This window comes from Sphingobium jiangsuense (assembly GCF_014196495.1).
Taxonomy (GTDB): domain Bacteria; phylum Pseudomonadota; class Alphaproteobacteria; order Sphingomonadales; family Sphingomonadaceae; genus Sphingobium; species Sphingobium jiangsuense.
On record NZ_JACIDT010000007.1, the window covers coordinates 47,752 to 70,969 of the forward strand.

At 65.8% G+C, this 23,218-nt stretch carries 22 protein-coding genes and 1 tRNA gene; 16 read left to right on the forward strand and 7 right to left on the reverse strand.

Annotation, left to right across the window (positions count from 1 at the left end):
• Positions 1–121: 121 nt before the first annotated feature.
• Complete coding sequence (gene ahpC / locus GGR43_RS11065; RefSeq protein WP_188072022.1) at positions 122–688, reverse strand: alkyl hydroperoxide reductase subunit C; 567 nt, start codon at positions 686–688, stop codon at positions 122–124.
• Between the two features lie 294 nt (positions 689–982).
• On the opposite strand from ahpC, the gene GGR43_RS11070 reads away from it, so the two are divergent.
• From GGR43_RS11070 to egtD, 4 genes are all read left to right on the forward strand, one after another.
• Positions 983–1,252, forward strand: a complete 270-nt coding sequence (locus tag GGR43_RS11070) for a glycine zipper 2TM domain-containing protein (protein WP_246343644.1) — start codon at positions 983–985, stop codon at positions 1,250–1,252.
• A 143-nt stretch (positions 1,253–1,395) separates the two neighbouring features.
• Positions 1,396–1,471, forward strand: a tRNA-Thr gene (locus tag GGR43_RS11075).
• A gap of 176 nt (positions 1,472–1,647) precedes the next feature.
• Positions 1,648–2,961 (forward strand): ergothioneine biosynthesis protein EgtB, encoded by a 1,314-nt coding sequence (egtB, locus tag GGR43_RS11080; RefSeq protein WP_188072024.1) that lies wholly within the window; start codon positions 1,648–1,650, stop codon positions 2,959–2,961.
• A 2-nt stretch (positions 2,962–2,963) separates the two neighbouring features.
• The gene (egtD, locus tag GGR43_RS11085; protein ID WP_188072025.1) at positions 2,964–3,941 is read left to right on the forward strand and encodes an L-histidine N(alpha)-methyltransferase; all 978 of its coding nucleotides are present in this window, start codon (positions 2,964–2,966) and stop codon (positions 3,939–3,941) included.
• A gap of 9 nt (positions 3,942–3,950) precedes the next feature.
• On the opposite strand, the gene GGR43_RS11090 is transcribed toward egtD, so the two are convergent.
• Both GGR43_RS11090 and GGR43_RS11095 read right to left on the reverse strand, forming a co-directional pair.
• The gene (locus GGR43_RS11090; protein WP_188072026.1) at positions 3,951–4,724 is read right to left on the reverse strand and encodes an alpha/beta hydrolase family protein; all 774 of its coding nucleotides are present in this window, start codon (positions 4,722–4,724) and stop codon (positions 3,951–3,953) included.
• A gap of 11 nt (positions 4,725–4,735) precedes the next feature.
• Positions 4,736–5,851, reverse strand: a complete 1,116-nt coding sequence (locus GGR43_RS11095) for a DUF3182 family protein (RefSeq protein WP_188072027.1) — start codon at positions 5,849–5,851, stop codon at positions 4,736–4,738.
• An 80-nt stretch (positions 5,852–5,931) separates the two neighbouring features.
• Here GGR43_RS11095 and GGR43_RS11100 point away from each other — a divergent pair, with 80 nt between their 5' ends.
• The 12 genes from GGR43_RS11100 (at position 5,932) to GGR43_RS11155 (ending at position 19,154) form a co-directional block, all read left to right on the forward strand.
• A complete protein-coding gene (locus GGR43_RS11100) occupies positions 5,932–6,135 on the forward strand; it encodes a hypothetical protein (protein WP_188072028.1) in 204 nt (67 codons plus the stop codon).
• Between the two features lie 94 nt (positions 6,136–6,229).
• Entirely contained in the window at positions 6,230–6,688 is a 459-nt protein-coding gene (locus tag GGR43_RS11105; RefSeq protein ID WP_188072029.1) for an acyl-CoA thioesterase, read from the forward strand.
• 73 nt (positions 6,689–6,761) lie between these two features.
• On the forward strand, positions 6,762–8,372 hold the full coding sequence (locus tag GGR43_RS11110) for a S1C family serine protease (RefSeq protein WP_246343614.1): 1,611 nt from the start codon (positions 6,762–6,764) through the stop codon (positions 8,370–8,372).
• 275 nt (positions 8,373–8,647) lie between these two features.
• Positions 8,648–9,202, forward strand: a complete 555-nt coding sequence (locus tag GGR43_RS11115; RefSeq protein WP_188072030.1) for a F0F1 ATP synthase subunit delta — start codon at positions 8,648–8,650, stop codon at positions 9,200–9,202.
• A 34-nt stretch (positions 9,203–9,236) separates the two neighbouring features.
• Entirely contained in the window at positions 9,237–10,766 is a 1,530-nt protein-coding gene (gene atpA / locus GGR43_RS11120; RefSeq protein ID WP_188072031.1) for a F0F1 ATP synthase subunit alpha, read from the forward strand.
• 29 nt (positions 10,767–10,795) lie between these two features.
• Positions 10,796–11,671: a F0F1 ATP synthase subunit gamma gene (locus GGR43_RS11125; protein WP_188072032.1), complete on the forward strand. Its 876-nt coding sequence runs from the start codon at positions 10,796–10,798 to the stop codon at positions 11,669–11,671.
• A gap of 23 nt (positions 11,672–11,694) precedes the next feature.
• Complete coding sequence (atpD, locus tag GGR43_RS11130) at positions 11,695–13,140, forward strand: F0F1 ATP synthase subunit beta (RefSeq protein WP_188072033.1); 1,446 nt, start codon at positions 11,695–11,697, stop codon at positions 13,138–13,140.
• A 72-nt stretch (positions 13,141–13,212) separates the two neighbouring features.
• The gene (locus GGR43_RS11135; protein WP_188072034.1) at positions 13,213–13,467 is read left to right on the forward strand and encodes an ATP synthase F1 subunit epsilon; all 255 of its coding nucleotides are present in this window, start codon (positions 13,213–13,215) and stop codon (positions 13,465–13,467) included.
• Between the two features lie 123 nt (positions 13,468–13,590).
• Positions 13,591–14,619 carry a glycosyltransferase family 2 protein gene (locus GGR43_RS11140; protein ID WP_223177413.1) on the forward strand — a complete coding sequence of 343 codons (1,029 nt, stop codon included), beginning with the start codon at positions 13,591–13,593 and terminating at the stop codon, positions 14,617–14,619.
• Positions 14,616–16,535 (forward strand): GtrA family protein, encoded by a 1,920-nt coding sequence (locus tag GGR43_RS11145; protein ID WP_188072036.1) that lies wholly within the window; start codon positions 14,616–14,618, stop codon positions 16,533–16,535. Before GGR43_RS11140 ends, GGR43_RS11145 begins: the two co-directional genes overlap by 4 nt.
• Positions 16,536–16,617: 82 nt before the next feature.
• Complete coding sequence (locus tag GGR43_RS11150) at positions 16,618–18,138, forward strand: TadA family conjugal transfer-associated ATPase (RefSeq protein ID WP_188072037.1); 1,521 nt, start codon at positions 16,618–16,620, stop codon at positions 18,136–18,138.
• Positions 18,139–18,221: 83 nt separating this feature from the next.
• Positions 18,222–19,154 carry a DMT family transporter gene (locus GGR43_RS11155; RefSeq protein WP_188072038.1) on the forward strand — a complete coding sequence of 311 codons (933 nt, stop codon included), beginning with the start codon at positions 18,222–18,224 and terminating at the stop codon, positions 19,152–19,154.
• Here the strand turns inward: GGR43_RS11155 and GGR43_RS11160 are convergent.
• The 4 genes from GGR43_RS11160 to gcvH form a co-directional block, all read right to left on the reverse strand.
• Positions 19,129–19,797, reverse strand: coding sequence for a DUF938 domain-containing protein (locus GGR43_RS11160; protein ID WP_246343623.1), 669 nt, complete (start codon positions 19,795–19,797; stop codon positions 19,129–19,131). The genes GGR43_RS11155 and GGR43_RS11160 overlap by 26 nt on opposite strands.
• 29 nt (positions 19,798–19,826) lie before the next feature.
• The gene (gene gcvPB / locus GGR43_RS11165; protein WP_284277840.1) at positions 19,827–21,404 is read right to left on the reverse strand and encodes an aminomethyl-transferring glycine dehydrogenase subunit GcvPB; all 1,578 of its coding nucleotides are present in this window, start codon (positions 21,402–21,404) and stop codon (positions 19,827–19,829) included.
• A 2-nt stretch (positions 21,405–21,406) separates the two neighbouring features.
• Complete coding sequence (gene gcvPA / locus GGR43_RS11170; protein WP_188072041.1) at positions 21,407–22,765, reverse strand: aminomethyl-transferring glycine dehydrogenase subunit GcvPA; 1,359 nt, start codon at positions 22,763–22,765, stop codon at positions 21,407–21,409.
• 68 nt (positions 22,766–22,833) lie between these two features.
• Positions 22,834–23,205: a glycine cleavage system protein GcvH gene (gene gcvH / locus GGR43_RS11175; protein ID WP_188072042.1), complete on the reverse strand. Its 372-nt coding sequence runs from the start codon at positions 23,203–23,205 to the stop codon at positions 22,834–22,836.
• Positions 23,206–23,218 lie beyond the last annotated feature (13 nt).

Below are 23,218 nucleotides of genomic sequence, written 5' to 3' on the forward strand. Positions count from 1 at the left end.
GATTACGGGCGCAAAAAAGCCGCCCCTGCCTCCCGCTGCGGGAGGCTGTTTGCGTGGGCAAAACCGGGCGGCCGGGGCGCGGCGACGCCGGGAAGGCATCGCCGCGCAGGGTTGACGAAAATCAGATCTTGCCGACCAGGTCCAGCGACGGGGCAAGGGTCTTTTCACCCTCTTCCCACTTGGCCGGGCAGACTTCGCCGGGGTGAGCGGCGACATATTGCGCGGCCTTCACCTTGCGCAGCAGTTCCGACGCGTTGCGGCCGACGCCTTCGCTGGTGATTTCCATCACCTGGATCACGCCCTGCGGATCGACGACGAAGGTGCCGCGATCGGCGAGGCCGACGCCCGGACGCATCACGTCGAAATTGTTGGTGAGCGTGCCCGAGGGGTCGCCGATCATCGTGTACTTGATCTTGCCGATCGCCGGCGAGGTGTCGTGCCAGGCCTTGTGGCTGAAATGCGTGTCGGTCGACACCGAGTAGATCTCGACGCCCAGCTTCTGGAATTCGCCGTAAAGACCGGCGAGGTCCTCAAGCTCGGTCGGGCAGACGAAGGTGAAGTCGGCGGGGTAGAAAACGAAGATCGACCAGCCAGCCGCCTTCACGTCGGCATCGGTGACGGTGATGAACTTGCCGTCCTTATAGGCCTGAGCGGTAAAGGGTTTGATCTCGGTATTGATGACAGCCATTTGGGACTCCATTGCTGGCGTGGTTGAAACTGATGCCCTGCTGTTAGCAGCAAGGGATTAAATCGTGAAATTACTTTTTTGCGCCACACAGATTGAAAAAAGCGATCATGCGACAGGCCGTGCCTTCTTGTCTGCCAGCCGTTTCGTCAATTCGCGCTCGTTGTATGGCGTTCATGCAACCTTGCTACACTGGCCTACGTTTTCAAGCCGCTTAATGACAAGAAAATGAAAGGACGCACAATGCGCAAGTTCCCGATGAGCCGTTCCCTCGCCGTTGCCGTCGCGGCATCGCTGATGGCGCCGGCCCTGCTGGTGCCGGAGGCGGCCGACGCCCGCCCCCGCGCGCACAAGAAACATGCCTATAAGGAATGGCGCGGCCGCGACGGGCGCATGTACTGCCGCAAGTCGGACGGCACCACCGGCCTAGTCGTCGGCCTGGCGGGCGGCGCGCTGCTCGGCCGCGCGGTGGATACGGAAGGCGACCGCGCGATGGGCACGATCCTGGGCGCCGCAGCCGGCGGCCTGATCGGCAAGAGCGTGGATTCCAAGCGCACCTGCCGCTGACCGCCGCTCGCCGGCTTCTTCTTTTTGCGGATGACGGGGCGGCGGAGGAATTCGCCGCCCTTTTTAACGGGCACGCCGCTTTGGCGGCCGCATTGCCGATTTTGCTGGACCTTCGCCCGGCCTTTCTGCATGGAAGCACCGGCGCCGGCTTAGCTCAGCTGGTAGAGCACCTGATTTGTAATCAGGGGGTCAGGGGTTCGAAGCCTCTAGCCGGCACCATTTTCCATCATCGCCCATATTCTACCATCGCCGCTTCCGGGAACGGGACTTCCCGTCCAGGCCGCCGCCGCCCCGTCTTTCCTCCCTCTCCTCCATCGTGCAGCCTTTGCCGCTTCCGCGCGTTCATTGAACCGAAGCCGCCCGAAGCCTGCCGCCATGATGTTGAGGATCGAGACATGACCGTTCGCCCCGAAGCGCTTGCCTCCCCATCCGCTCCGCCGGGCCAACCCGCGCCTGCCCTCCTCGCCCGCTTCCGGGCGGTGCGCGCGCGGACGGTCGATCTGGTCGCGCCGCTTTCCGATGCCGATGCAACCGTCCAGTCGATGCCGGACGCCTCCCCCGCCAAATGGCATCTGGCGCACACCACATGGTTTTTCGAGAGCTTCGTGCTGCGCGATCATGTGCCGGGCCATGACCTGTACGACGAGCGCTGGCCGTTCCTGTTCAACAGCTATTATGAGGCCGAGGGCGCCCGCCTCGCCCGGCCGTCACGGGGGATGCTCACCCGACCCTCGCTGGACGAGGTGATCGCCTGGCGCGCCTATGTGGATGCGGCGGTGGAGAGGGCGTGGCCGCATCTGCCCACGCGGGCGCGGGATCTGCTCGAACTGGGTTGCCATCATGAAGAGCAGCATCAGGAGTTGCTGCTGACCGACATCCTCCACCTCTTCGCGCAAAACCCGCTGCTGCCCGCGATCTGGCCGCGCAAGGCGCGCACGCTGCCGGGCCGGGCGGAACCGCTTCGCTGGATCGCGGGCCGGTCGGGCAGGCACGCCGTCGGCCATGACGGCGCGGGCTTCGCCTTCGATTGCGAGGGGCCGCGCCATGAGGTGCTGCTGCATCCCCATGCGCTCGCCGACCGGCCCGTCACCAATGGCGAGTGGCAGGATTTCATCGCCGACGGCGGCTACCGCACGGCCTCGCTCTGGCTGTCGGACGGATGGGCGTGGGTGCAGGCCAACGCCATCGAGGCGCCTGCCTATTGGCGGCGCGGCGAAGACGGGCTTTTCCGCCAATGCTTCGGCCTCGACGGGCCGCGGCAGATCGATCCCGCCGCGCCGGTCTGCCATGTCAGCTATTATGAGGCCGACGCCTTCGCCCAATGGGCGGGCGCGCGCCTGCCGACCGAGGAAGAATGGGAGGCTGCCGCCGCGCGCCTCGACCCCGCGCAGGGCCATTTCCTCGACGAGGCCGGTCCGGTTCACCCGCGCCCCTGCCTAGCCCCCTCTTCCCGGCCCGGCGAAGGACCACGGCAGATGTTCGGCGACGTGTGGGAATGGACCCGCTCGGCCTATCTGCCCTATCCCGGCTTCACCCCCGCCAGCGGAGCGGTGGGCGAATATAACGGCAAGTTCATGTCCGGCCAGTTCGTGCTGAAGGGCGGCAGCTGCGCAACCCCGCGCGGCCATGCGCGCGCCAGCTACCGCAATTTCTTCTACCCCCATCAGCGTTGGCAGTTCACCGGCGTCCGCCTTGCGAGGGACGCCTGACCATGTTGCTGGAGACGGACCGCTCGCTGCCGCCCTCCGGCTTCGACCCGGCCTTCCGCGCCGATGTGCTGGCCGGGCTGTCGGCCGCGCAGAAGGCCGTCCCGGCGCGCTGGCTATACGACCGGCGCGGGTCGGAGCTGTTCGAGGAGATCACCCGGCTGCCCGAATATTATCCGACGCGCACGGAAACCGCGCTGCTGGGGGAACATGCGGGCGCGGTGGCGGGGATCGCGGGGCAAGGTCGCGCGGTGGTGGAGTTCGGCTCCGGCTCCTCGGCCAAGACGCCGCTGCTGCTCGCGGCGATGGACCCGGCCTGCTATGTGCCGATCGACATATCCGGCGAATATCTGCTGCATTCGGCAAGGGCGCTGGCCTCCCGCTTCCCGGCGTTGCCGGTCTGGCCTGTCGAGGCGGATTTCACCAGGCCGGTCGCCCTGCCCGCCCGGATCGGCGAGGCGCCGCGCCTCGGCTTCTTTCCCGGATCGACCATCGGCAACCTTTCCGCCCGCTCCGCAGTGGACCTGTTGCGGACCATCGCCGCGACACTCGGCCATGGCGCGCTGCTGCTGATCGGCATGGACCGGGTGAAGGACCGGGAGGAACTGCTGCGCGCCTATGACGACGCGCAGGGGGTCACCGCCGCCTTCAACCTCAACCTGCTGACCCGCATCAACCGCGAGCTGGGGGCGGACATCGATGTCGCCGCCTTCCGCCACCGGGTCGTCTGGAACGATCCGGAGGCGCGCATCGAAATGCATCTGGAAGCGCGGCGGGACATGCGCTTCACGATCGGCGGCCGGTCGTTCGCGATGAGGGCGGGCGAGACCATCCACACCGAGAACAGCCATAAATACAGCGCCCGCTCGGCCCGGCTGCTGCTCGCCACCGGGGGGTGGAGCATGCTGCGCGAATGGACCGACCCGGCGGGGCGCTTCGCCCTACTGCTCGCCGAGGCGCGGCCGCCGGTCCCCGCGCCCTGACCATCGCGATCAGACGGGCCGCCGCCCCCGCCTCACCATCTCCTCGATCCAGCCGAGCAGCAGATAGTTGTAGGCGCGGCGGTGCCCTTCGTCACGCAATGCATGGTCAGCGCCCTTCAACATGCGATAGCTCAGCGAATTGCTGCGCTGGAAGGCGGCCATGAAGGAACTGATCGTCGTGTGCGGGACATAATCGTCATGCTCCGATTCGACGATCAGCACGTCGCCGGTGAACGCCTCGCAGGCGGCCAGCGCCTTGTCCTGATAGCCGGTGCGGAAATGGCGGCGGTAGGAGGATATGTCCTCGCGCGATAGCAGCGCCTTGGGCACGTCCCAGTGGCTGTCGGGATAGAGCGCGGGCACCCGCAGCGCCAGCCACGCGACCGGCCGGTGCGCGGTCAGCAGCGCAGCGAGATAGCCGCCATAGCTCGTCCCCACCACGGCGATCGCGGACGGATCGACCTGATCCTGCGCGGCGAGGAAATCATAGGCGGCGATCACGTCGGCCAGCCCGTCGGAGCGGGTGACGCTGTTGCGCTCGTCCTTGTGGCGGGCATGGCCGCGCAGATCGAAGGTGAAGCAGATGCAGCCCAGCTGCGCGATCTCCTCCGCCCGGACGAGATCCTGCTGCTGCGTCCCGCCCCAGCCGTGGATGAACAGCACGCCGGGAATGAGCTTCGCGGGCGACAGCAATGTGCCATCCAGCTGCTCCCCGTCGACCCGGATCGTCACCTGCCCGCGTCCCTGCCCCTGGGCCTGCCCCCGCCCCTGCCCATATTCCATCGGCTCCACCCTCATAGCTCGACCGCATATTTGCTGAGCGGGCCGACGACCGGATCGACCCCGCTATAATAGAGCGCCGCTTCGGGCGGCGCGGCATCGACATCGCCATAGACCTCCACGGTGGCGCAGGTGATGGCGGCGCGGTCCGGCTGTGCGGCGAAGGCTTCGAACGCCAGCATCTCCGCGCCGCTGGCGCCCCCGGCGCGCCAGCTCTGCTCCAGCACGCCGATCCGTTGCCGCCCCTGCCCGTCGCGCCCCAGCGCCACGTCGTAATTGCGGCGCGAGGCGAACAGGCCCGGATAGGCGTCGAACAACGCCCGGTCGTAGCGCGCGGCCTTGTCCACCGCCTCGGCCAGTTCCGGCGCGAGTAGCTGCCGCTTCAGCGCCGCGAAGCCGCCCCGCACGCAATGGAGCTGCGAGCCGCCATAGGCCACCTCGCCATGATTATCGAGCGTCAGGCGCTGCGTGCCCCAATAGGCGATGGTTTGCCCGAACAGGCTGACGGTGCCGACGCTGTAGGTGACGACATCCTCCAGATTCTGCTCGATCACCAGTCCATGCCCGGCAAGGTCGGGCGGCGGAATGTCCGCGATCGCCCGGTCCAGCTCCGCGCCGGTGGCCACCACCGTCTGGCCCTTGCCCGCCGTGCCCTTGACGTCCTTCAGCCGGATGGGGCCATGGGCGAGGAGAAGCCGCCCCGCCGCACGCGCATCCGCCGCCGAAAAGACGGAGAAGCCGCGCAGCACCGCGTCGGCCAGCCGGGCCGCCAGCCCGTGCGCCCAGCCGGGCGGAGCCGCCGCATTGTCCGCCAGCAAGCCGTGGCTGACGATCTTCGTGCCGACGAACGGCCGGGGGACGACGCCGCCGAACAGCTGATCCGCGCGGGAAATGCCCAGCTCCGCCGCTTCCTCGCGCGTCAGGACGTCATTGGGTATCCAGAAAAGTCCCGCGCCCGTTGCCGCCGCCCCGCCGAACCCGTTGCGCCCCGCTTCGAGGAATTCCGCATTGCAAAGCCGGGCGATCCGCCGCCCCAGTTCCGATCTGGTCGCATGATCATGGCTGTTGCCCATCGCGGACGATGCGCCCGAATAGGGCATGACCGAATGGATCGACCGCATTTCTTCCATTGCAGGCTCCTCGACATCATTGCCCCCTGATCGGGAACGCCCCGGCCCGCGCCACGTTTCCTGTGGTGAGGAGAAAAAGCATGACGACAGACGAGAAGAGAGACCCACCGAAGCAGGAACGCGGCCCGCTGGGCGACGCGCGGCCGGATTCGCAGGAGCATGACCCGCGCGCCGGCTCCGCGCAAAAGCCGGAGCCGGTGGAGAAGCGCCCGAATGTGGGCATGGTGAAGCCGACCGACTATCCGAAGGAGGATCGCGACAAGTCCAGCCCGCTGGGCGGATAGCCCCCGGCGCGGCCTGCCCCATGATCGCCTGCTTGACGATCCGGGGCCGCGCGATATGGGAATATCGGTGTTTTCACGAAGGGGCCCGGCACCGATGGCACGAACAGCATTGCGGCCCCGCGCCGCCTACCCGGTTTTCCGCGACATTCCGACGCGCTGGATGGACAATGACGTGTTCGGCCATGTCAACAACGTCGTCTATTACAGCTGGTTCGACACGGCGGTCTGCGGCCATCTGGTCGAGCTCGGCCTGCTGGATTACGAGGCCGGCGACATTATCGGCCTCGTCGTCGAAACCAGCTGCCGCTACGCCCGCTCGGTCAGCTTCCCGCAACTGGTCCAAGCGGGCATCCGCGTCGTCCGTCTCGGCACGTCGAGCGTGCGCTACGAGGTCGGCCTCTTCGTCGCGGGCGAGGAAGAGGCGGCGGCGGAAGGATATTTCGTGCACGTCTATGTCGACCGGCTGACCCGCCGCCCGGCCGCCCTGCCGGACCGGTGGCGCGCGGCGCTCCAGGCGCTTTCGGTCCCGGCCGCGCGCGAGGAAATCCGTTGAGCCGGACCCGGCGGGCGGCCTGCCCGCAGTTTCGGCTTTTCCTCCGCGCGCGCAGACAATAGATATCCCCATCATGACCATGCATCCCGGCCGCGCCCTTCGCCTCCTTTCGGCTTCGCTGATCCTGCTGCTCGCCACGCTGGCGGGCGGCGCGCTGCCCGCGCGCGCGGAACAGCTCGACGTCGCGGCGACGGTGCGCGGGGTGGTGCGCGTCGTCATCATCGCCACCAACGGGCAGGACGCCTATTTCGTCGGCCATGGCAGCGGCTTCGCCGTCGCGCCGGACAAGGTGCTGACCAACGCCCATGTGGTCGAGCTGCTGCGCACCGAGCCCAATCTGGTCGTCGGCATCATCCCGTCGCAGGGCAAGCGCAGCTATGGCGGCAAGGTCATCGCCTATTCGCCCGGCAACGACCTCGCGCTCATCCGGCTGACCGAAGGGCGCCTGCCGGTCTCCACCTTCTTCGCCGGAGCCGTCAGCGACGGGCAGCATGTGACCGCCATCGGCTATCCCGGCGCCGTCGATCGCGCGCAGGGGCTGGACCTCGACGAGATGATCCAGCCGCTGTCCCCGGTCAAGACCAGCGGCACCGTCTCCATGGGCCGCGCCTCGCACGGCTTCGACACGCTTTTGCACACCGCCCCGATGGCGCAGGGCAACAGCGGCGGGCCGCTGGTGGACGATTGCGGGCGGGTGCTCGGCGTCAACAGCTTCGGCTCCCAGTCGGAAAGCGACGGCGACGCGGAATTCGGCTTCGCCATCTCCAACCGCGAGGTCGCCTCCTTCCTGCGGCAGGCGGGCGTGAGCTTCCAGCGCACCTCCGTCCCCTGCCGGAGCATCGCGGAGCTGGACGCGGAAGAGGCGCGGCGCGCGGCCGAGGAGGAAGCGCGGCGGACGGAGCTGGAGCGCGCACAGGCCGAAAGCCGTGAAAAGGCGCTGCGGCAGGCCCGCGATCAGGCCGAGCAGCAAATCTATTCGGCCCGCGAAAACGCCGTCGCCATCGCCGGGCTGCTGCTGGTGCTGGGCGGCCTCGCGCTCGGCGCGACGATGATGTTCCACGTGCAGGGCCGGGAAAAGGAAAGGCTGTGGGCCGGGATCGGCGGCGGCGTGCTGCTGGTCGGCGCGGCGCTGGTGTTCCTGCTGCGCCCCTCTTTCGCCGACATAGACGAGCGCATCGCCCAGCCGGAAGCCGGGAACGCCGCCGAGGCGGACCTGTCCGCCTCCTTGCAGGCGGTGGGCACCAATATCTGCCGCATCGACGAGGGCCGCAGCCGCATCACCGTATCGGGCGTGGAGGATGTCCCGCTGCGCTGGGCCGAGGGCGGCTGCATCAACGGCGACACCCAATATGGGCAGGACGGGCCGGGCTGGAGCCGCATCTTCGTCCCCGGCAACGAGGATGTGATATCGGTCAACAGCTTCGATCCGGCGACCGGCACCTACAAGGTCGAACGCTATCTCGCCGATGAGGACGTGCTGGCGCAGGCGCGGGAAATGCGCGGGCGCTTCACCTTCAGCGGCTGCACCGCCGACGCCGGAACGCTGGAAAAATTGCAGCAGATGCAGGCCGAGATCCGCTCCATCCTCCCCGCCCAGCCCAATGAACGGCTGGTCTACAAATGCAGCCGGGCGCCGTCTGGCGGATCGAAAGGCAACGGCAAGACAACCGCGCCGGCACCCTGATCTTTGCGAATCGATCACCGCCCTTCGCAGCGCCCGCCGATAGGGCCGGGCGGGATTTCTTCCGCGCCTCCTGCCCCACATGCCCGCCCGCGCCGCGCGAAAAGCCCCATGCCGGGCCGGGCGCGCGCACTTCTTTCATAATTCGATATCATATACCACCGCACGTCTTGCATCCCTGCATGCCCCCTGCTAACCGGCCCGCACGGTAACGGGGGACTACCGGTCGCCCCGGCCTTTTGTATGACTGGCACAGCGAACTGGAGGACATTAGGCGCGTGGAGAGTTCCGGCGGCATTCAGGCTAGCCTCAGCGGGCGTTACGCGCTCGCGCTGTTCGAGCTGGCCCGCGACAACAACCAACTCGATTCGGTGGCGCAAAGCCTCGCGACGATCAAGGCGGCCCTCGGCGAATCGGAAGAGTTCCGAAAGCTGACGACCAGCCCGGTGATCGGGCGCGAAGCCTCGGCCAAGGCCGTGGCGGCCCTCGCCGCGCCGATGGGGCTCGATCCGCTCACGACGAAATTCCTCGGCGTGCTGGCCCAGGCCCGGCGCCTGCCGCAGCTTGCCGCCGCGATCCGCGCGTTCGAAACGCTGCTGTCGCAACACCGGGGCGAAGCCCGCGCGGAGGTCACCTCCGCCCATCCGCTGACCAAGACGCAGGTCACGGCGCTCACCAAAAGCCTCAAGACCCGTGTCGGCCGCGATGTCGCGGTCGACCTGAAGGTCGATCCCGCGATCCTCGGCGGGCTGGTCGTCAAGATCGGCAGCCAGATGATCGACTCCTCCATCCGCACTCGTCTGAATACGCTCGCCCACGCCATGAAGGGCTGAAGGCCCCTTAAAAAGGTCCGATGAAAGGTTGAACATGGATATCAACGCCGCAGAAATCTCGAAGGTCATCAAGGACCAGATCGCCAATTTCGGCACCGAAGCGCAGGTCAGCGAAGTCGGTTCCGTGCTGACCGTCGGTGACGGCATCGCCCGCATCCACGGCCTCGACAATGTGCAGGCCGGCGAGATGGTCGAATTCGCCAATGGCGTGAAGGGCATGGCGCTCAACCTCGAAGCCGACAATGTCGGCGTCGTGATCTTCGGCTCCGACGCCGAGATCAAGGAAGGCGACACCGTCAAGCGCACCGGCACCATCGTCGACGTGCCGGTCGGCAAGGGCCTGCTCGGCCGCGTGGTCGACGGCCTCGGCAACCCGATCGACGGCAAGGGCCCGATCGAATATACCGAGCGCCGCCGTGTCGAGGTGAAGGCGCCGGGCATCATCCCCCGCAAGTCGGTGCACGAGCCCGTGCAGACCGGCCTCAAGGCGATCGACACCCTCGTTCCCGTCGGCCGCGGCCAGCGCGAGCTGATCATCGGCGACCGCCAGACCGGCAAGACCGCCGTCGCGATCGACACCTTCATCAACCAGAAGACCGCCAACCAGGGCGACGATGAAGGCAAGAAGCTCTACTGCATCTATGTCGCCGTCGGCCAGAAGCGCTCGACCATCGCGCAGATCGTGCGCCAGCTCGAAGAAAACGGCGCGATGGAATATTCGATCGTCGTCGCCGCCACCGCCTCGGAACCGGCCCCGCTCCAGTTCCTCGCGCCCTATACCGGCTGCACCATGGGCGAGTTCTTCCGCGACAACGGCATGCACGCCGTGATCGTCTATGACGACCTTTCCAAGCAGGCCGTCGCCTATCGCCAGATGTCGCTCCTCCTCCGCCGCCCGCCGGGCCGCGAGGCCTATCCGGGCGACGTCTTCTACCTGCACAGCCGCCTGCTGGAACGCGCCGCGAAGATGAACGACGCCAACGGCAACGGCTCGCTGACCGCGCTGCCGATCATCGAGACGCAGGCGGGCGACGTGTCGGCCTACATCCCGACCAACGTGATCTCGATCACCGACGGCCAGATCTTCCTCGAAACCAACCTCTTCTATCAGGGCATCCGCCCGGCCATCAACGTCGGCCTCTCGGTGTCGCGCGTCGGCTCCTCGGCGCAGACCAAGGCGATGAAGAAGGTGTCGGGCTCGATCAAGCTGGAGCTGGCCCAGTATCGCGAAATGGCGGCCTTCGCCCAGTTCGGTTCGGACCTCGACGCCTCGACGCAGAAGCTGCTCAACCGCGGCGCCCGCCTGACCGAGCTGCTGAAGCAGCCGCAGTTCAGCCCGCTGCCGTTCGAAGAGCAGACCTGCTCGATCTTCGCGGGCACCAACGGCTATCTCGACGGCATCGCGGTTTCGGACGTGACCCGGTACGAGGAAGCGATGCTCGGCTATCTGCGCGCCGAGCATGCCGACCTGCTCGCCGACATCCGCAACAGCAAGGACCTGTCGGACGACAGCAAGGCCAAGCTGAAGGCCGCGCTCGACACTTTCGGCAAGACCTTCGCCTAAGGGCAACCGGCAATAAGGATTGACGGCTGATGGCCTCACTCAAGGAACTCAAGCTTCGGATCGGGTCGGTCAAATCGACCCAGAAGATCACGAAGGCCAAGCAGATGGTCGCCGCCGCCAAGCTCCGCAAGGCGCAGGCGGCCGCCGAGGCCGCCCGCCCCTATGGCGAGCGGCTGGAAGCGGTGGTGGCCAGCCTCGCCTCCAAGATCAACGTCAATGCCTCCTCGCCGAAGCTGATGGCGGGCACGGGCAAGGACGATGCGCACCTGCTGGTCGTCGCCAACAGCGATCGCGGCCTGTGCGGCGCGTTCAACTCCAACATCGTCAAGGCGGCGGTGACGAAGGCGCGCGAATTGCAGGCTGACGGCAAGAAGGTGAAATTCTACCTTGTCGGCCGCAAGGGCCGTCCGGTGATCGCGCGCACCTTCCCCGGTCTGGTGGTCGGTTCCTACGACACCACCGCGATGAAGCAGCCCAGCTTCGCCGAGGCGCATGACATCGCCGTCGATCTGCTCGCGCGGTTCGAGGCGGGCGAGTTCGACGTCGCGCACCTGTTCTTCTCGACCTTCAAGTCGGCGCTGGCGCAGATTCCGACCGAGCAGCAGATCATCCCGGTTTCGATCCCGGCCGGCGAAGCCGCCGCGATCGACGCCACGGTGGAATATGAACCGGACGAGGAATCGATGCTGGCGGAGCTGCTGCCGCGCAACGTCTCGATCCAGATCTTCAAGGCGCTGCTGGAAAACGCCGCGTCCGAACAGGGTGCGTCGATGACGGCGATGGACAATGCGACGCGCAACGCGGGCGACCTCATCAACCGCCTCACCATCGAATATAACCGCAGCCGTCAGGCCGCGATCACCACCGAACTCGTCGAAATCATTTCGGGCGCGGAAGCCCTTTAAGAAACGCAGGCAAGGAAGCAGTCATGGCAACCACCAACAATGTAGGCCGCATCAGTCAGGTCATCGGCGCCGTCGTCGACGTGACCTTCCCCGACGCTCTGCCGGCCATTCTGAGCGCGCTGGAAACCGACAATAACGGCCAGCGCCTCGTGCTCGAAGTCGCGCAGCATCTGGGCGAGAACACCGTCCGCACCATCGCGATGGACTCGACCGAGGGCCTGACCCGCGGCCAGGAAGTCACCGACACCGGCGCGCAGATATCGGTTCCGGTCGGCCCGGCCACGCTCGGCCGCATCCTCAACGTCGTCGGCGAGCCGATCGACGAGCGCGGCCCGGTCGGCACCGACCTCAAGGCGCCGATCCACGCCGAGGCCCCGGCTTTCGTCGACCAGTCGACCGAAACCTCGATCCTCGTCACCGGCATCAAGGTCATCGACCTGCTCGCCCCCTATGCGAAGGGCGGCAAGATCGGCCTCTTCGGCGGCGCGGGCGTCGGCAAGACCGTGCTCATTCAGGAACTGATCAACAACATCGCCAAGGGCCATGGCGGCACCTCGGTGTTCGCGGGCGTCGGTGAGCGCACCCGCGAGGGCAACGACCTCTATCACGAATTCCTCGACGCGGGCGTCATCGCCAAGGACGCTGACGGCAACGCGATTTCCGAAGGTTCCAAGGTGGCGCTGGTCTACGGCCAGATGAACGAGCCGCCGGGCGCCCGCGCGCGCGTCGCCCTTTCCGGCCTGACCATCGCGGAATATTTCCGCGACCAGGAAGGCCAGGACGTGCTGTTCTTCGTCGACAACATCTTCCGCTTCACCCAGGCGGGCTCGGAAGTGTCGGCGCTGCTCGGCCGCATCCCGTCGGCCGTGGGCTATCAGCCGACGCTGGCGACCGACATGGGCGCGCTGCAGGAACGCATCACCTCCACCAACAAGGGGTCGATCACCTCGGTGCAGGCGATCTACGTTCCCGCGGACGACCTTACCGACCCGGCGCCCGCGACCTCGTTCGCGCACCTTGACGCGACCACGGTTCTCAACCGCGCCATTTCGGAACTCGGCATCTATCCGGCGGTCGACCCGCTCGACTCGACCAGCCGCGTGCTCGAACCGCGCGTCGTCGGTCAGGAGCATTATGAAACCGCCCGCCGCGTTCAGGAAACGCTCCAGAAGTACAAGTCGCTTCAGGACATCATCGCCATTCTCGGCATGGACGAACTGAGCGAAGAGGACAAGCTGACCGTCGCCCGCGCGCGCAAGATCCAGCGTTTCCTCTCGCAGCCGTTCCACGTCGCCGAGGTCTTCACCGGCATCCCCGGCAAGTTCGTGCAGCTGGAAGACACGGTGCGCAGCTTCAAGGCTGTCGTCGACGGTGAATATGACCATCTGCCCGAAGCGGCCTTCTACATGGTCGGCGGCATCGACGAGGCCGTGGAAAAGGGCAAGAAGCTGGCGGCGGAAGCGGCCTGATCCCTTCTTCAACGCATCTAAACCCCTCCCCCGCCCTTCGGCGGCGCGGGAGGGGCCTACAGGACTGACGGCATGGCACTGCATTTCGAACTCGTAACCCCGGAGAAGCTCGTCCGCAGCGACGAGGTGTATCAGGTCGTCGTTCCCGGCACCGAAGGCGATTTCGGCGTGCTGGAAGGCCATGCGCCGTTCATGTCCACCATCCGCGACGGCGAGATCCAGATTTACGCCAGCGCGGGCGCGGCACCGGAAATCCTCCCCATCCAGGGCGGCTTCGCCGAAGTCAGCGAAAAAGGGCTGACGGTGCTGGCGGAGAAGGTGGGGTAAGATTGAAAGCGTCCCACCGGGGCGGCAGTCATTCCAAATGCTGAATAAATAGCGTTTACAGACCGTACATATTTTCCTGCTACCGCAAAGGCCACGCCTTGGGGGAAAGGAAATATGGACGGTATGGCAACCATCAGCCAGCAACCTCGGCTATCGGTCGTAATCCCGATCTACAACGAAGAGGCGTGCCTGGACACCCTGTTACAGCGGGTGTCTACCGTCTGCCGCACGCATTTCTCCACAAGCTACGAAATCATCCTGGTCAATGACGGCTCATCCGACGCCAGTTGGAGCATGATCGCCGCCGCAGCCGATCGGGATCAGCATATCGTCGGCGTCAATCTGTCCCGCAACCATGGCCATCAGCTTGCTTTGAGCGCGGGGCTGCAAGTCAGCACCGGCGAAACCATTTTCATACTCGACGCCGATCTTCAGGACCCGCCGGAACTCTTGCCCCAGATGCTGGAAAAAATGGGGGAAGGATATGATGTCGTCTATGGCCAGCGCATCAGCCGCGCGGGCGAGTCGCGCTTCAAGCTGCTGACGGCCACGCTCTTCTATCGAACGCTGCAACGGATGGTCGATATCTCCATCCCGCCCGATACCGGCGATTTCCGCCTGATTAGCCGGCGAGTGGTCGATCATCTGAATGCGATGCCGGAACGGTTCCGCTTCGTGCGGGGAATGATCAGCTGGATCGGTTTCCGTCAGGCAGCCTTTCCCTATCACAGGGATAGCCGCCTGGCCGGGACGACCCATTATCCGCTCCGCAAAATGATCAGCTTTGCACTGGACGCCGTAACCAGTTTCTCCATCCTGCCGCTTCGCTTCGCCTCCCATCTCGGCGTAATGCTTGGCATTACCGGCCTCGCCTCTCTCGGCTGGGTCGGCTGGTCCTATATCTCTGCCGGCGCCATTGCGGGCTGGACCAGCCTTGCCGCACTGATCCTCATCATGGGCAGTATCCAATTGATGCTGCTCGGTATCTTCGGCGAATATCTGGGCCGCATGTATATGGAAACGAAGCAACGGCCCCTGTTCTTCGTTCAGGAAATAAGACGAAGCACGCCCATGGCGCCGGAAGAAGAAAACCCGGTCCACCGGATGAGCGAGCGCTTGCGTCAGGGGATAAGCAGGAAGCCCGCCGCATGACCCAGATAGTGCGGTTCGCATCCGTCGGCGTTGCCAACACACTCCTCAGCTTCGCGATCATCTTCCTCTGCCTGTGGAGCGGATGGGGAGATTATGCCGCTAATGTGGCCGGCTATGCGGCGGGACTCGCCTTGTCCTATACCGCCAACAGATATTGGACCTTCGGCCTCGCCGGACACGGGCACAGTTCCCGACAAATCTATCGCTTCCTGTTTGCCGCGCTGATCGCCTACGCCGTCAATCTGGCAATAGTGACGATCGCGCGGTGGAACGGGTTCATCGATACCCCGATTTCCCACATTGCTGGTGCATGCGGCTACACCGTGACATCCTTCCTCCTGCAACGCTTCTTCGTCTTCAGGACGACCGAGAAGGACTTGCCCGGCCTGGGACGGACGACGCGCGCTTATTGGCCGGAACATCTGATCCTGTTGCTTGCCCTGTCCTGCTGGCTGGCGCTGCGCCATATCCCGCTGACCCACGACGTCATATGGCAGTTCTGGATCGCGCGGCAGATGCTGCACGGCTACACGCTCTACCGCGATATATGGGAACTAAACCCCCCGCTCTGGTTCTGGTCCGCCCTGCCGATAGAATGGGTTTCCAGCCATCTGGGCCTCTCTTCCCTGCGGGTGCTGGTTGCCGTCGTCATCGGCATGGGCGCCAGCGCCGCCCTGCTGCTGGGACGGATGTGCCGGGAGCGGAGCAATGCCGAACGCGCCTTGCTGATGGCGGGCGCTTTCTGGTTCGCGACCATCATGCCTCTCTATGATTTCGGGCAGAGAGAGCAGCTCGCGCTGATGGGAGCGCTGCCCTATGCCGCATTGATCGTGAATAGACGAGAACGCCGGGAAGTGCCACTGGCGCTGGCCTTCCTCATCGGCCTGATGGGAGCCTATGGGTTCGCGCTGAAACATTATTTCGCGGCTATCCCCGTCCTGCTGGAACTGTGGCTGGTCTTCGCCCTACGGCGCGACTGGAAGCCGATCCGTCCCGAAACGCTGACGGTCGCGGCATCCGCCCTTCTCTATGCAATGGCGGTGTTTCTTTTCAGCCCCGATTTTCTCTCCCATATCGTGCCGATGGTAGAGGCGGCCTATCATGGCTATGAAGTGCCGTTCGCGCGGATGATAGATGAACCGGCGCAGCTCATCTGGTTTTTATGCGCCGTCGCCCTTATCCTCTATTCCGGCCTGCGCTCGGGCGGAAACACTGCACTGACGCGGGCATTTCTGATCCTGGCGGCCGGGTTTGGCCTAGCCTATGTCCTCCAGAACAAGGGCTGGCAATATCATGCCGTCCCCGTCACCGGCAGCCTGCTGATGGCCTTGCTTGCCCGTGCGCTGGATGGGGGAACGCATCAGTTGCCAAGGCGTCCGCTGGCGATCGGAATCATCGCCTTTGCCATTGCCGTCGGCATATTGCAGCGGCCCTATTACAACTTCCTTCAGCGGCATAGCGAGCCGTTCATGGAAGAGGTTCCGGCCGGGCAGCCCATTGCCATCCTCACCAGCGACCCGATGTGGGCATGGCCAATGGTGGAAAATCGCCATCTCCTGTGGCCGCTGCATGTCTACTCCTACTGGATGTTCCCCGCCATCGGTGAATATGAGCTGGGCATAAACCGGAATCCGGAGGTCAGGGCTCTGGGGGAGCGGATCAGGCGCCAGACCGCGCATGACCTTGCCTGCAATCCTCCTCAGATGATCCTGATCGACCGCCCGCTTCGACACTTCACCTATAGCGGAAAAGCGTTCGATGTCCGACGCTGGCTGATGGCCGATCCGGAAATCTCATCCCTCATCGACGGCTATTATGCGGAGGGCAAGGGCAACCGGTTTCTGGAGGTATATCGCAGGACGCAAAGGAAGATCGCCATTCCCCCTCCCGACAACTGCCTCTCCCCGGCCAGCTGATGCAATCGAAGAATAACCATTTATCAAAGTTTCCTTCCTAGAACTGTACCAGTTTGCACGGTCAACAAGGCGGCAAGTATCCATGAACGCATTCGGACGGAAAAACGGACTTGGTGGCTCGCGGCCCGCTTTTGGCGTGGCCAAGCCGATGCATGTCCTGACCCCGCATTCGGGCGGCGCGGCCGGCGCCGCGCCTGAGGTGGTAGAGCCGGCGGCTTTCGATCCGCCGCCCGCCGCGCTTGCCGACGAGCTGTCGCCCTATCAGGGCCGCAATGCCGATGCGATGGCGCGCCTTCAGGATCGCATGAATGCCGATCATTCGGCGGACGCCGGCCAAGGCTTCGACACCTCGATCCACAAGATCAAGGAACAGGTGCTGCCGCGCCTGCTCGAACGCGTCGACCCGGAAGCCGCCGCGACCCTCACCAAGGAAGAGCTGGCCGAGGAATTCCGCCCCATCATCATGGAGGTGCTGGCGGAACTGAAGCTGACCCTCAACCGGCGCGAGCAGTTCGCGCTGGAAAAGGTGCTGGTCGACGAACTGCTCGGCCTCGGCCCGCTCGAAGAGCTGATCAACGATCCCGACATCAGCGACATCATGGTCAACGGCCCGGACCAGACCTATATCGAAAAGAAGGGCAAGCTCCAGATCGCGCCGATCAAGTTCCGCGACGAGGAGCATCTCTTCCAGATCGCCCAGCGCATCGTCAACAAGGTCGGCCGCCGCGTCGACCAGACCACGCCGCTGGCCGACGCCCGCCTGCCCGACGGCAGCCGCGTCAACGTGATCGTGCCCCCGCTCTCGCTGCGCGGCACCGCCATCTCGATCCGTAAATTTTCGGCCAAGCCGATCACGCTCGACAATCTCGCCCAATGGGGCGCGATGAGCGAGAAGATGTGCACCGCGCTGAAGATCGCAGGCGCGTGCCGGTTCAACATCGTCATTTCGGGCGGCACCGGCTCGGGCAAGACGACGATGCTCAACGCCCTTTCCAAGATGATCGACCCCGGCGAGCGCGTGCTGACCATCGAGGACGCGGCGGAACTCCGCCTGCAACAGCCGCACTGGCTGCCGCTCGAAACCCGCCCGGCGAATCTGGAAGGCCAGGGCGAGATCACCATCGGCGACCTTGTGAAGAACGCGCTGCGTATGCGGCCGGACCGCATCATCCTGGGCGAAATTCGCGGCGCGGAGTGCTTCGACCTGCTCGCCGCGATGAACACCGGCCATGACGGCTCCATGTGCACCCTTCACTCCAACTCCCCGCGCGAATGCCTCGGCCGTATGGAGAACATGATCCTGATGGGCGACATCAAGATCCCGAAAGAGGCCATTTCCAAGCAGATCGCCGATTCGGTGGACCTCATCGTGCAGGTGAAACGCCTGCGCGACGGCTCCCGCCGCGTCACCAACGTCACCGAGGTGATCGGCATGGAAGGCGACGTCATCGTCACGCAGGAACTGTTCAAGTTCGAATATCTGTCCGAGGACAATGACGGCAAGATCATCGGCGAATATCGCTCGATGGGCCTGCGCCCCTATACGCTGGAAAAGGCGCGCGGCTTCGGCTTCGATCAGGCGCTGCTCGACGCCTGCCTCTAAGGCCGCCGCGCGAAATCCGGCGGAACGAGCGCGCACCCCTTCTCGGTCATTGCGCTGCGCTGCAATATGGCTAAAGCGGGCGCATGTCCTCCGGCCACCAGACAGACGCCACGCAGGAAACGCGGCCGCTCTACGCCCTGACGCTCCGCCTGCTCGCCGCCGTGGCGATTTCGGTGAATTTCGCCTGCGTCAAATGGGTGAGCGATCGCGGCGTCCATCTGGTCGAGACGCTGTTCTATCGCCAGCTCCTGTCCCTCCCCCTCGCGCTGTTCGTGGTGATGATCGGCCCCGGCCTCGCCAGCCTGCGCACCCGGCACCTCGGCATGCATGTCAGCCGCACGCTGGTCGGCATGACCGGCATGCTGCTGAACTTCGGCGCGGTGATCCTGCTGCCGCTGGCGGAGGCGACGACGATCGGCTTCACCGTGCCGATCTTCGCGACGATCCTTTCCGTACTCTTCCTGCGCGAGCGGCCGGGCGTCCATCGCTGGCTGGCGGTGCTGGCCGGTTTCGTCGGCGTGGCGATCATCATCAACCCCGGCGGCGTCCATGGCGGCGTGACCAGCCTGGGCGTCGGCATCGCGATAACCGGGGCGGTGGTCACCTCGTTCATCTCGCTGCTGCTGCGGCAGATCGGCCGCACCGAGGCGCCGACGACGACCGTCTTCTATTTCGCCGCCCTGTCCCTGCCGCCGCTGATCGTCGCCATGGTCTTCTTCGGCCGCGTCCATGATGCCGGCACCTTCGCCCTGCTGGCGCTGATGGGGCTGGCGGGCGGCGCGGCGCAATTGTTCATGACCTCGTCGCTGCGCTGGGGGCCGGTGTCGCTGGTGCTGCCGATGGATTATTCGACGCTGCTCTGGTCGACGCTGCTGGGCTGGCTGCTGTGGAGCGCCCTGCCCGGCCCGACGACATGGATCGGCGCAGTCATCATCGCGGGCAGCAGCATCTATATCGCCTGGCGCGAACGCGTCCGCCGCCGCGATACCTTCAAGACCGGGGTGGCGGCGGACTGAGCCGGTAGACCAGCGTCAGATTGTTGGCGGGCATGGGATGAAGCGCATCGCGCGCGAAGCCGTGCCGCGCCGCGAGAACGTCGATATCCTCCACCGAACGCAGGCCGTAGCGCGGGTCGCGGGCGCGCAACTGTGCGTCGAAGGCGCGATTGCCGGGCGCGGTTTCGACATTCGCTTGCAGGAAAGGACCGTAGAGGATCAGCGGTGCCCCCGGCGCCATGATCCCCGCCGCCCCGGCGAACAGGCCCTGCGTCGCTTCCCATGGGCTGATATGCGTCATGTTGATGCAGAGCAGCGCGTCGGTCCGGTCGATGGGCCAGCGGGGCAGCGCCGTGTCGATATCCAGCGGCATGCGGATATTGGACAGCCCCGACCCCGCCGCCCATGCGGCGATCGAGGCGCGCGCCATCGCATCCGGGTCGGACGGCTGCCAGTCCAGCGCCGGAAACAGGCGCGCAAAATGGATCACATGCTCGCCCGATCCGCTCGCCACCTCCAGCACCAGCCCGGCGGCGGGCAGTTCGCGCGCGAGGACATCGGCTATCGCATCCCGGTTGCGCTGCGTCGCGGGCGCGTGCAAACGCGGGTCCGCGCCCGGCGTTCTGCCGTCCTCCACGAACCAGGGCCGTCCGTCCTCGCTCAATGCTCCTCCTTCCCGCAAGCCCGCGCGGCTCATTGGGCGGCGGCGGGCTTCTCCCATGTCAGCACCGGCTTGCGCGCGGCCAATGTCTCGTCGAGGCGGCGGCGTGGCGCATGCCACGGCGCGCCCTTCAGCAGCGGATCGCCCGCCTTCGCCCGCTCCGCCACGCTGCGCAGCGCCATGATGAACTGGTCGAGCGCCGCCTTGCTCTCTGTCTCGGTCGGCTCGACCAGCATCGCGCCATGGACGACCAGCGGGAAATAGACCGTCATCGGGTGATAGCCCTCGTCGATCAGTCCCTTGGCGATATCCAGCGTGGTGAATCCCTCCGCCAGCCCGCCCCGGCCATGGTCGGCATCGCTGAACAGCGCCTCGTGCATGCACGGCCCGCTCGCGCCGAACGGGGCGTCGAGCAGATCGTCGAGGCTGCGCAGCACATAATTGGCGTTGAGCACCGCATCGTCGGCGACCTGACGCAGGCCGTCCGCGCCATGGCTCAATATATAGGCGAGCGCGCGGGTGAACATCCCCATCTGCCCGTGAAAAGCCACCATCCGGCCGAAACTCTGGCCATGATGCTCGCCTGCGGTTTCCTCCTCCACCAGCAGGAAGCTGCCGTCCGCGCGCTTTTCCACGAAGGGCAGCGGCGCGAACGGCGCGAGCGCCTCGGACAGCACGACCGGCCCGCTGCCCGGACCGCCGCCGCCATGGGGGGTGGAAAAGGTCTTGTGCAGGTTGATGTGCATCGCATCGACGCCAAGATCGCCGGGGCGCACCCGCCCGACGATCGCGTTGAAATTGGCGCCGTCGCAATAGACGAAGGCGCCGGCCGCATGCACCGCGTCGGCAATGGTCTTGAGGTCGCGCTCGAACAGGCCGCAGGTATTGGGGTTGGTGATCATCACCGCCGCGACATCCGGCCCCAGCCGGGCCGTCAGTGCCGCCACATCGACGCGGCCGTCGGGAGTGGCGGGGATGTCCTCCACCGCATAGCCGCAGAACGCCGCCGTCGCGGGGTTGGTGCCATGGGCGCTTTCCGGCACGAGGATCACCCGGCGCGCATCGCCCCGCGCCTCCAGCGCCGCGCGGATGGAAAGGAGGCCGCACAGTTCGCCATGCGCGCCCGCCTTGGGGCTCATCGCAACGGCGGCCATGCCGGTCAGCGCCTTCAGCCACTCGCCCAGCTCATGAATGACGGCGAGCGCGCCCTGCACCGTCGCGACGGGCTGGAGCGGATGGATATCCGCGAAGCCCGGCAGGCGGGCGACCTTTTCGTTGAGGCGCGGATTATGCTTCATCGTGCAGGAGCCCAGCGGGAACAGCCCCAGGTCGATCGCATAATTCTGGCGCGACAGGCGGGTATAATGGCGCACCGTCTCCTGCTCCGACAGGCCAGGCAGGCCGATCGCCTCGCTGCGCTCCAGCCCGCCGAGGCGGCTGGCGATGGCGGGAGCGGCCTCGATATCGACGCCGCTGCGATCGGCAGAACCGATTTCGAAGATCAGCGGCTCTTCCAGCATCAGCCCGCGATTGCCGGTCGCCGTCGCCGGCAGCGCCGTGTCGAGGGGCAGCCCGGCGCCGCTTTCCGGGCGCCATCCGCTCTGGTTGATCGTCACGCCAGCACCTCCTTCAGGCCCGAGACAAGGGCGTCGATATCCTCGTCGGTAACGGTTTCGGTGACCGCGACGACAAGGCCCCGCGCGATATTCGCCTCGTCGGGATAAAGCCGCCCCAGCGATACGCCCGCCAGCACGCCGCGATCGGCGAGATCGCGCACGACTTGCCGTGCATCCTTCTCAAGGACGATGGTGAACTCGTTGAAAAAACTGTGGTTCAGCAGGCGAATGCCGGGAAGGGCGGCGAGCCTCTCCGCCACCTGCGCCGCACGGGCATGGTTCAGCAGCGCCAGATCGCGCAGCCCCTTTTCGCCCAGCAGGGTCAGGTGAATGCTGAAGGCCAGCGCGCAAAGCCCTGAATTGGTACAGATATTCGACGTCGCCTTTTCGCGCCTGATATGCTGCTCCCGCGTCGAGAGGGTCAGCACGAAGCCGCGCTTGCCTTCCGCATCGACGGTCTCGCCGCACAGGCGGCCCGGCATCTGGCGCAGATATTTCTGCCGCGTGGCGAACAGGCCGAGATAGGGTCCGCCGAATTGCAGGCCGACGCCCAGCGACTGCCCCTCGCCCACGACGATATCCGCGCCCATCTCGCCCGGCGCGCGGCACGCGCCCAGCGCCACCGGCTCGGTGACGACCGCGATCAGCAGCGCGCCGATCTCATGCGCCTTCTCCGCCAATACCGACAAATCATTGATACGGCCCAATATATCGGGATATTGCACGACCACGCAGCTGGTGTCGGCATCCAGTACCGCGATCAGTTCCTCGCCATCGCCCGCCACATCGAGGCCTGGCGCGCGGTGCACCAGTTCGTCGCCGGTGAAGGTCGCCATGGTGCGGGCGACACTGACATAATGGGGGTGAAGGCCGGAGGACAGCAGCGCCTTGCCGCGCCTGGTGATCCGCCGCGCCATGCCGATCGCCTCCCAGCAGGCGGTCGATCCGTCATACATGCTGGCATTGGCGACGTCGCAGCCCAGCAACCGGGCGACCTGCGTCTGGAACTCGAACAATATCTGGAGCGTGCCCTGCGCGATTTCCGGCTGATAGGGCGTATAGGCGGTCAGGAACTCGCCGCGCTGGATCAGATGGTCGACGCTGGCCGGGACATGATGGCGATAGGCCCCGGCACCCAGGAAGAAGGGCCCGTCGCCCGCCGCCATGTTGCGCCGGGCGAGCGCGGCCATATGGCGCTCCACCGCCAATTCGCTCGCATGGCCGGGCAGGCCCTCGATCGGCCCGTCGAGTCGCGCTTCGGCGGGAACGTCGATGAACAGATCGTCGATCGTCGCGACGCCGATCCGGTCGAGCATCGCTTGCCGGTCGGCATCGGTCAGGGGAAGATAGCGCATGGGATATGTCCTCGCTTCACTCCCTCACGCACGGCCCGCGCGCGAGGGGAGGAAATCATCGGGAAGGATCAGAGACCCGCGACGAAGGCGTCATAGGCGGCGCGGTCCATCAGCCCTTCCAGCTCCGCCGCATCGGCGAGGCGCAGGCGGAAGAACCAGCCCTCGCCCTCCGCATCGCCGTTGACCAGCGCCGGGTCGCCTTCCAGCGCGCCATTCGCCTCGACCACCTCGCCCGATACCGGGGCATAGACATCCGACGCCGCCTTCACCGATTCGACCACGGCGGCATCGTCGCCTTTCGCGACCTTCCGGCCTTTCTCCGGCAGTTCCACGAACACGATATCGCCCAGCTGCCCTTGCGCGAAATCGGTAATGCCGACGGTGGCGATCTCGCCATCGACGTCGATCCATTCATGCTCTTGCGTGAAATAGCGGCTCATTGATCGGTCCCCC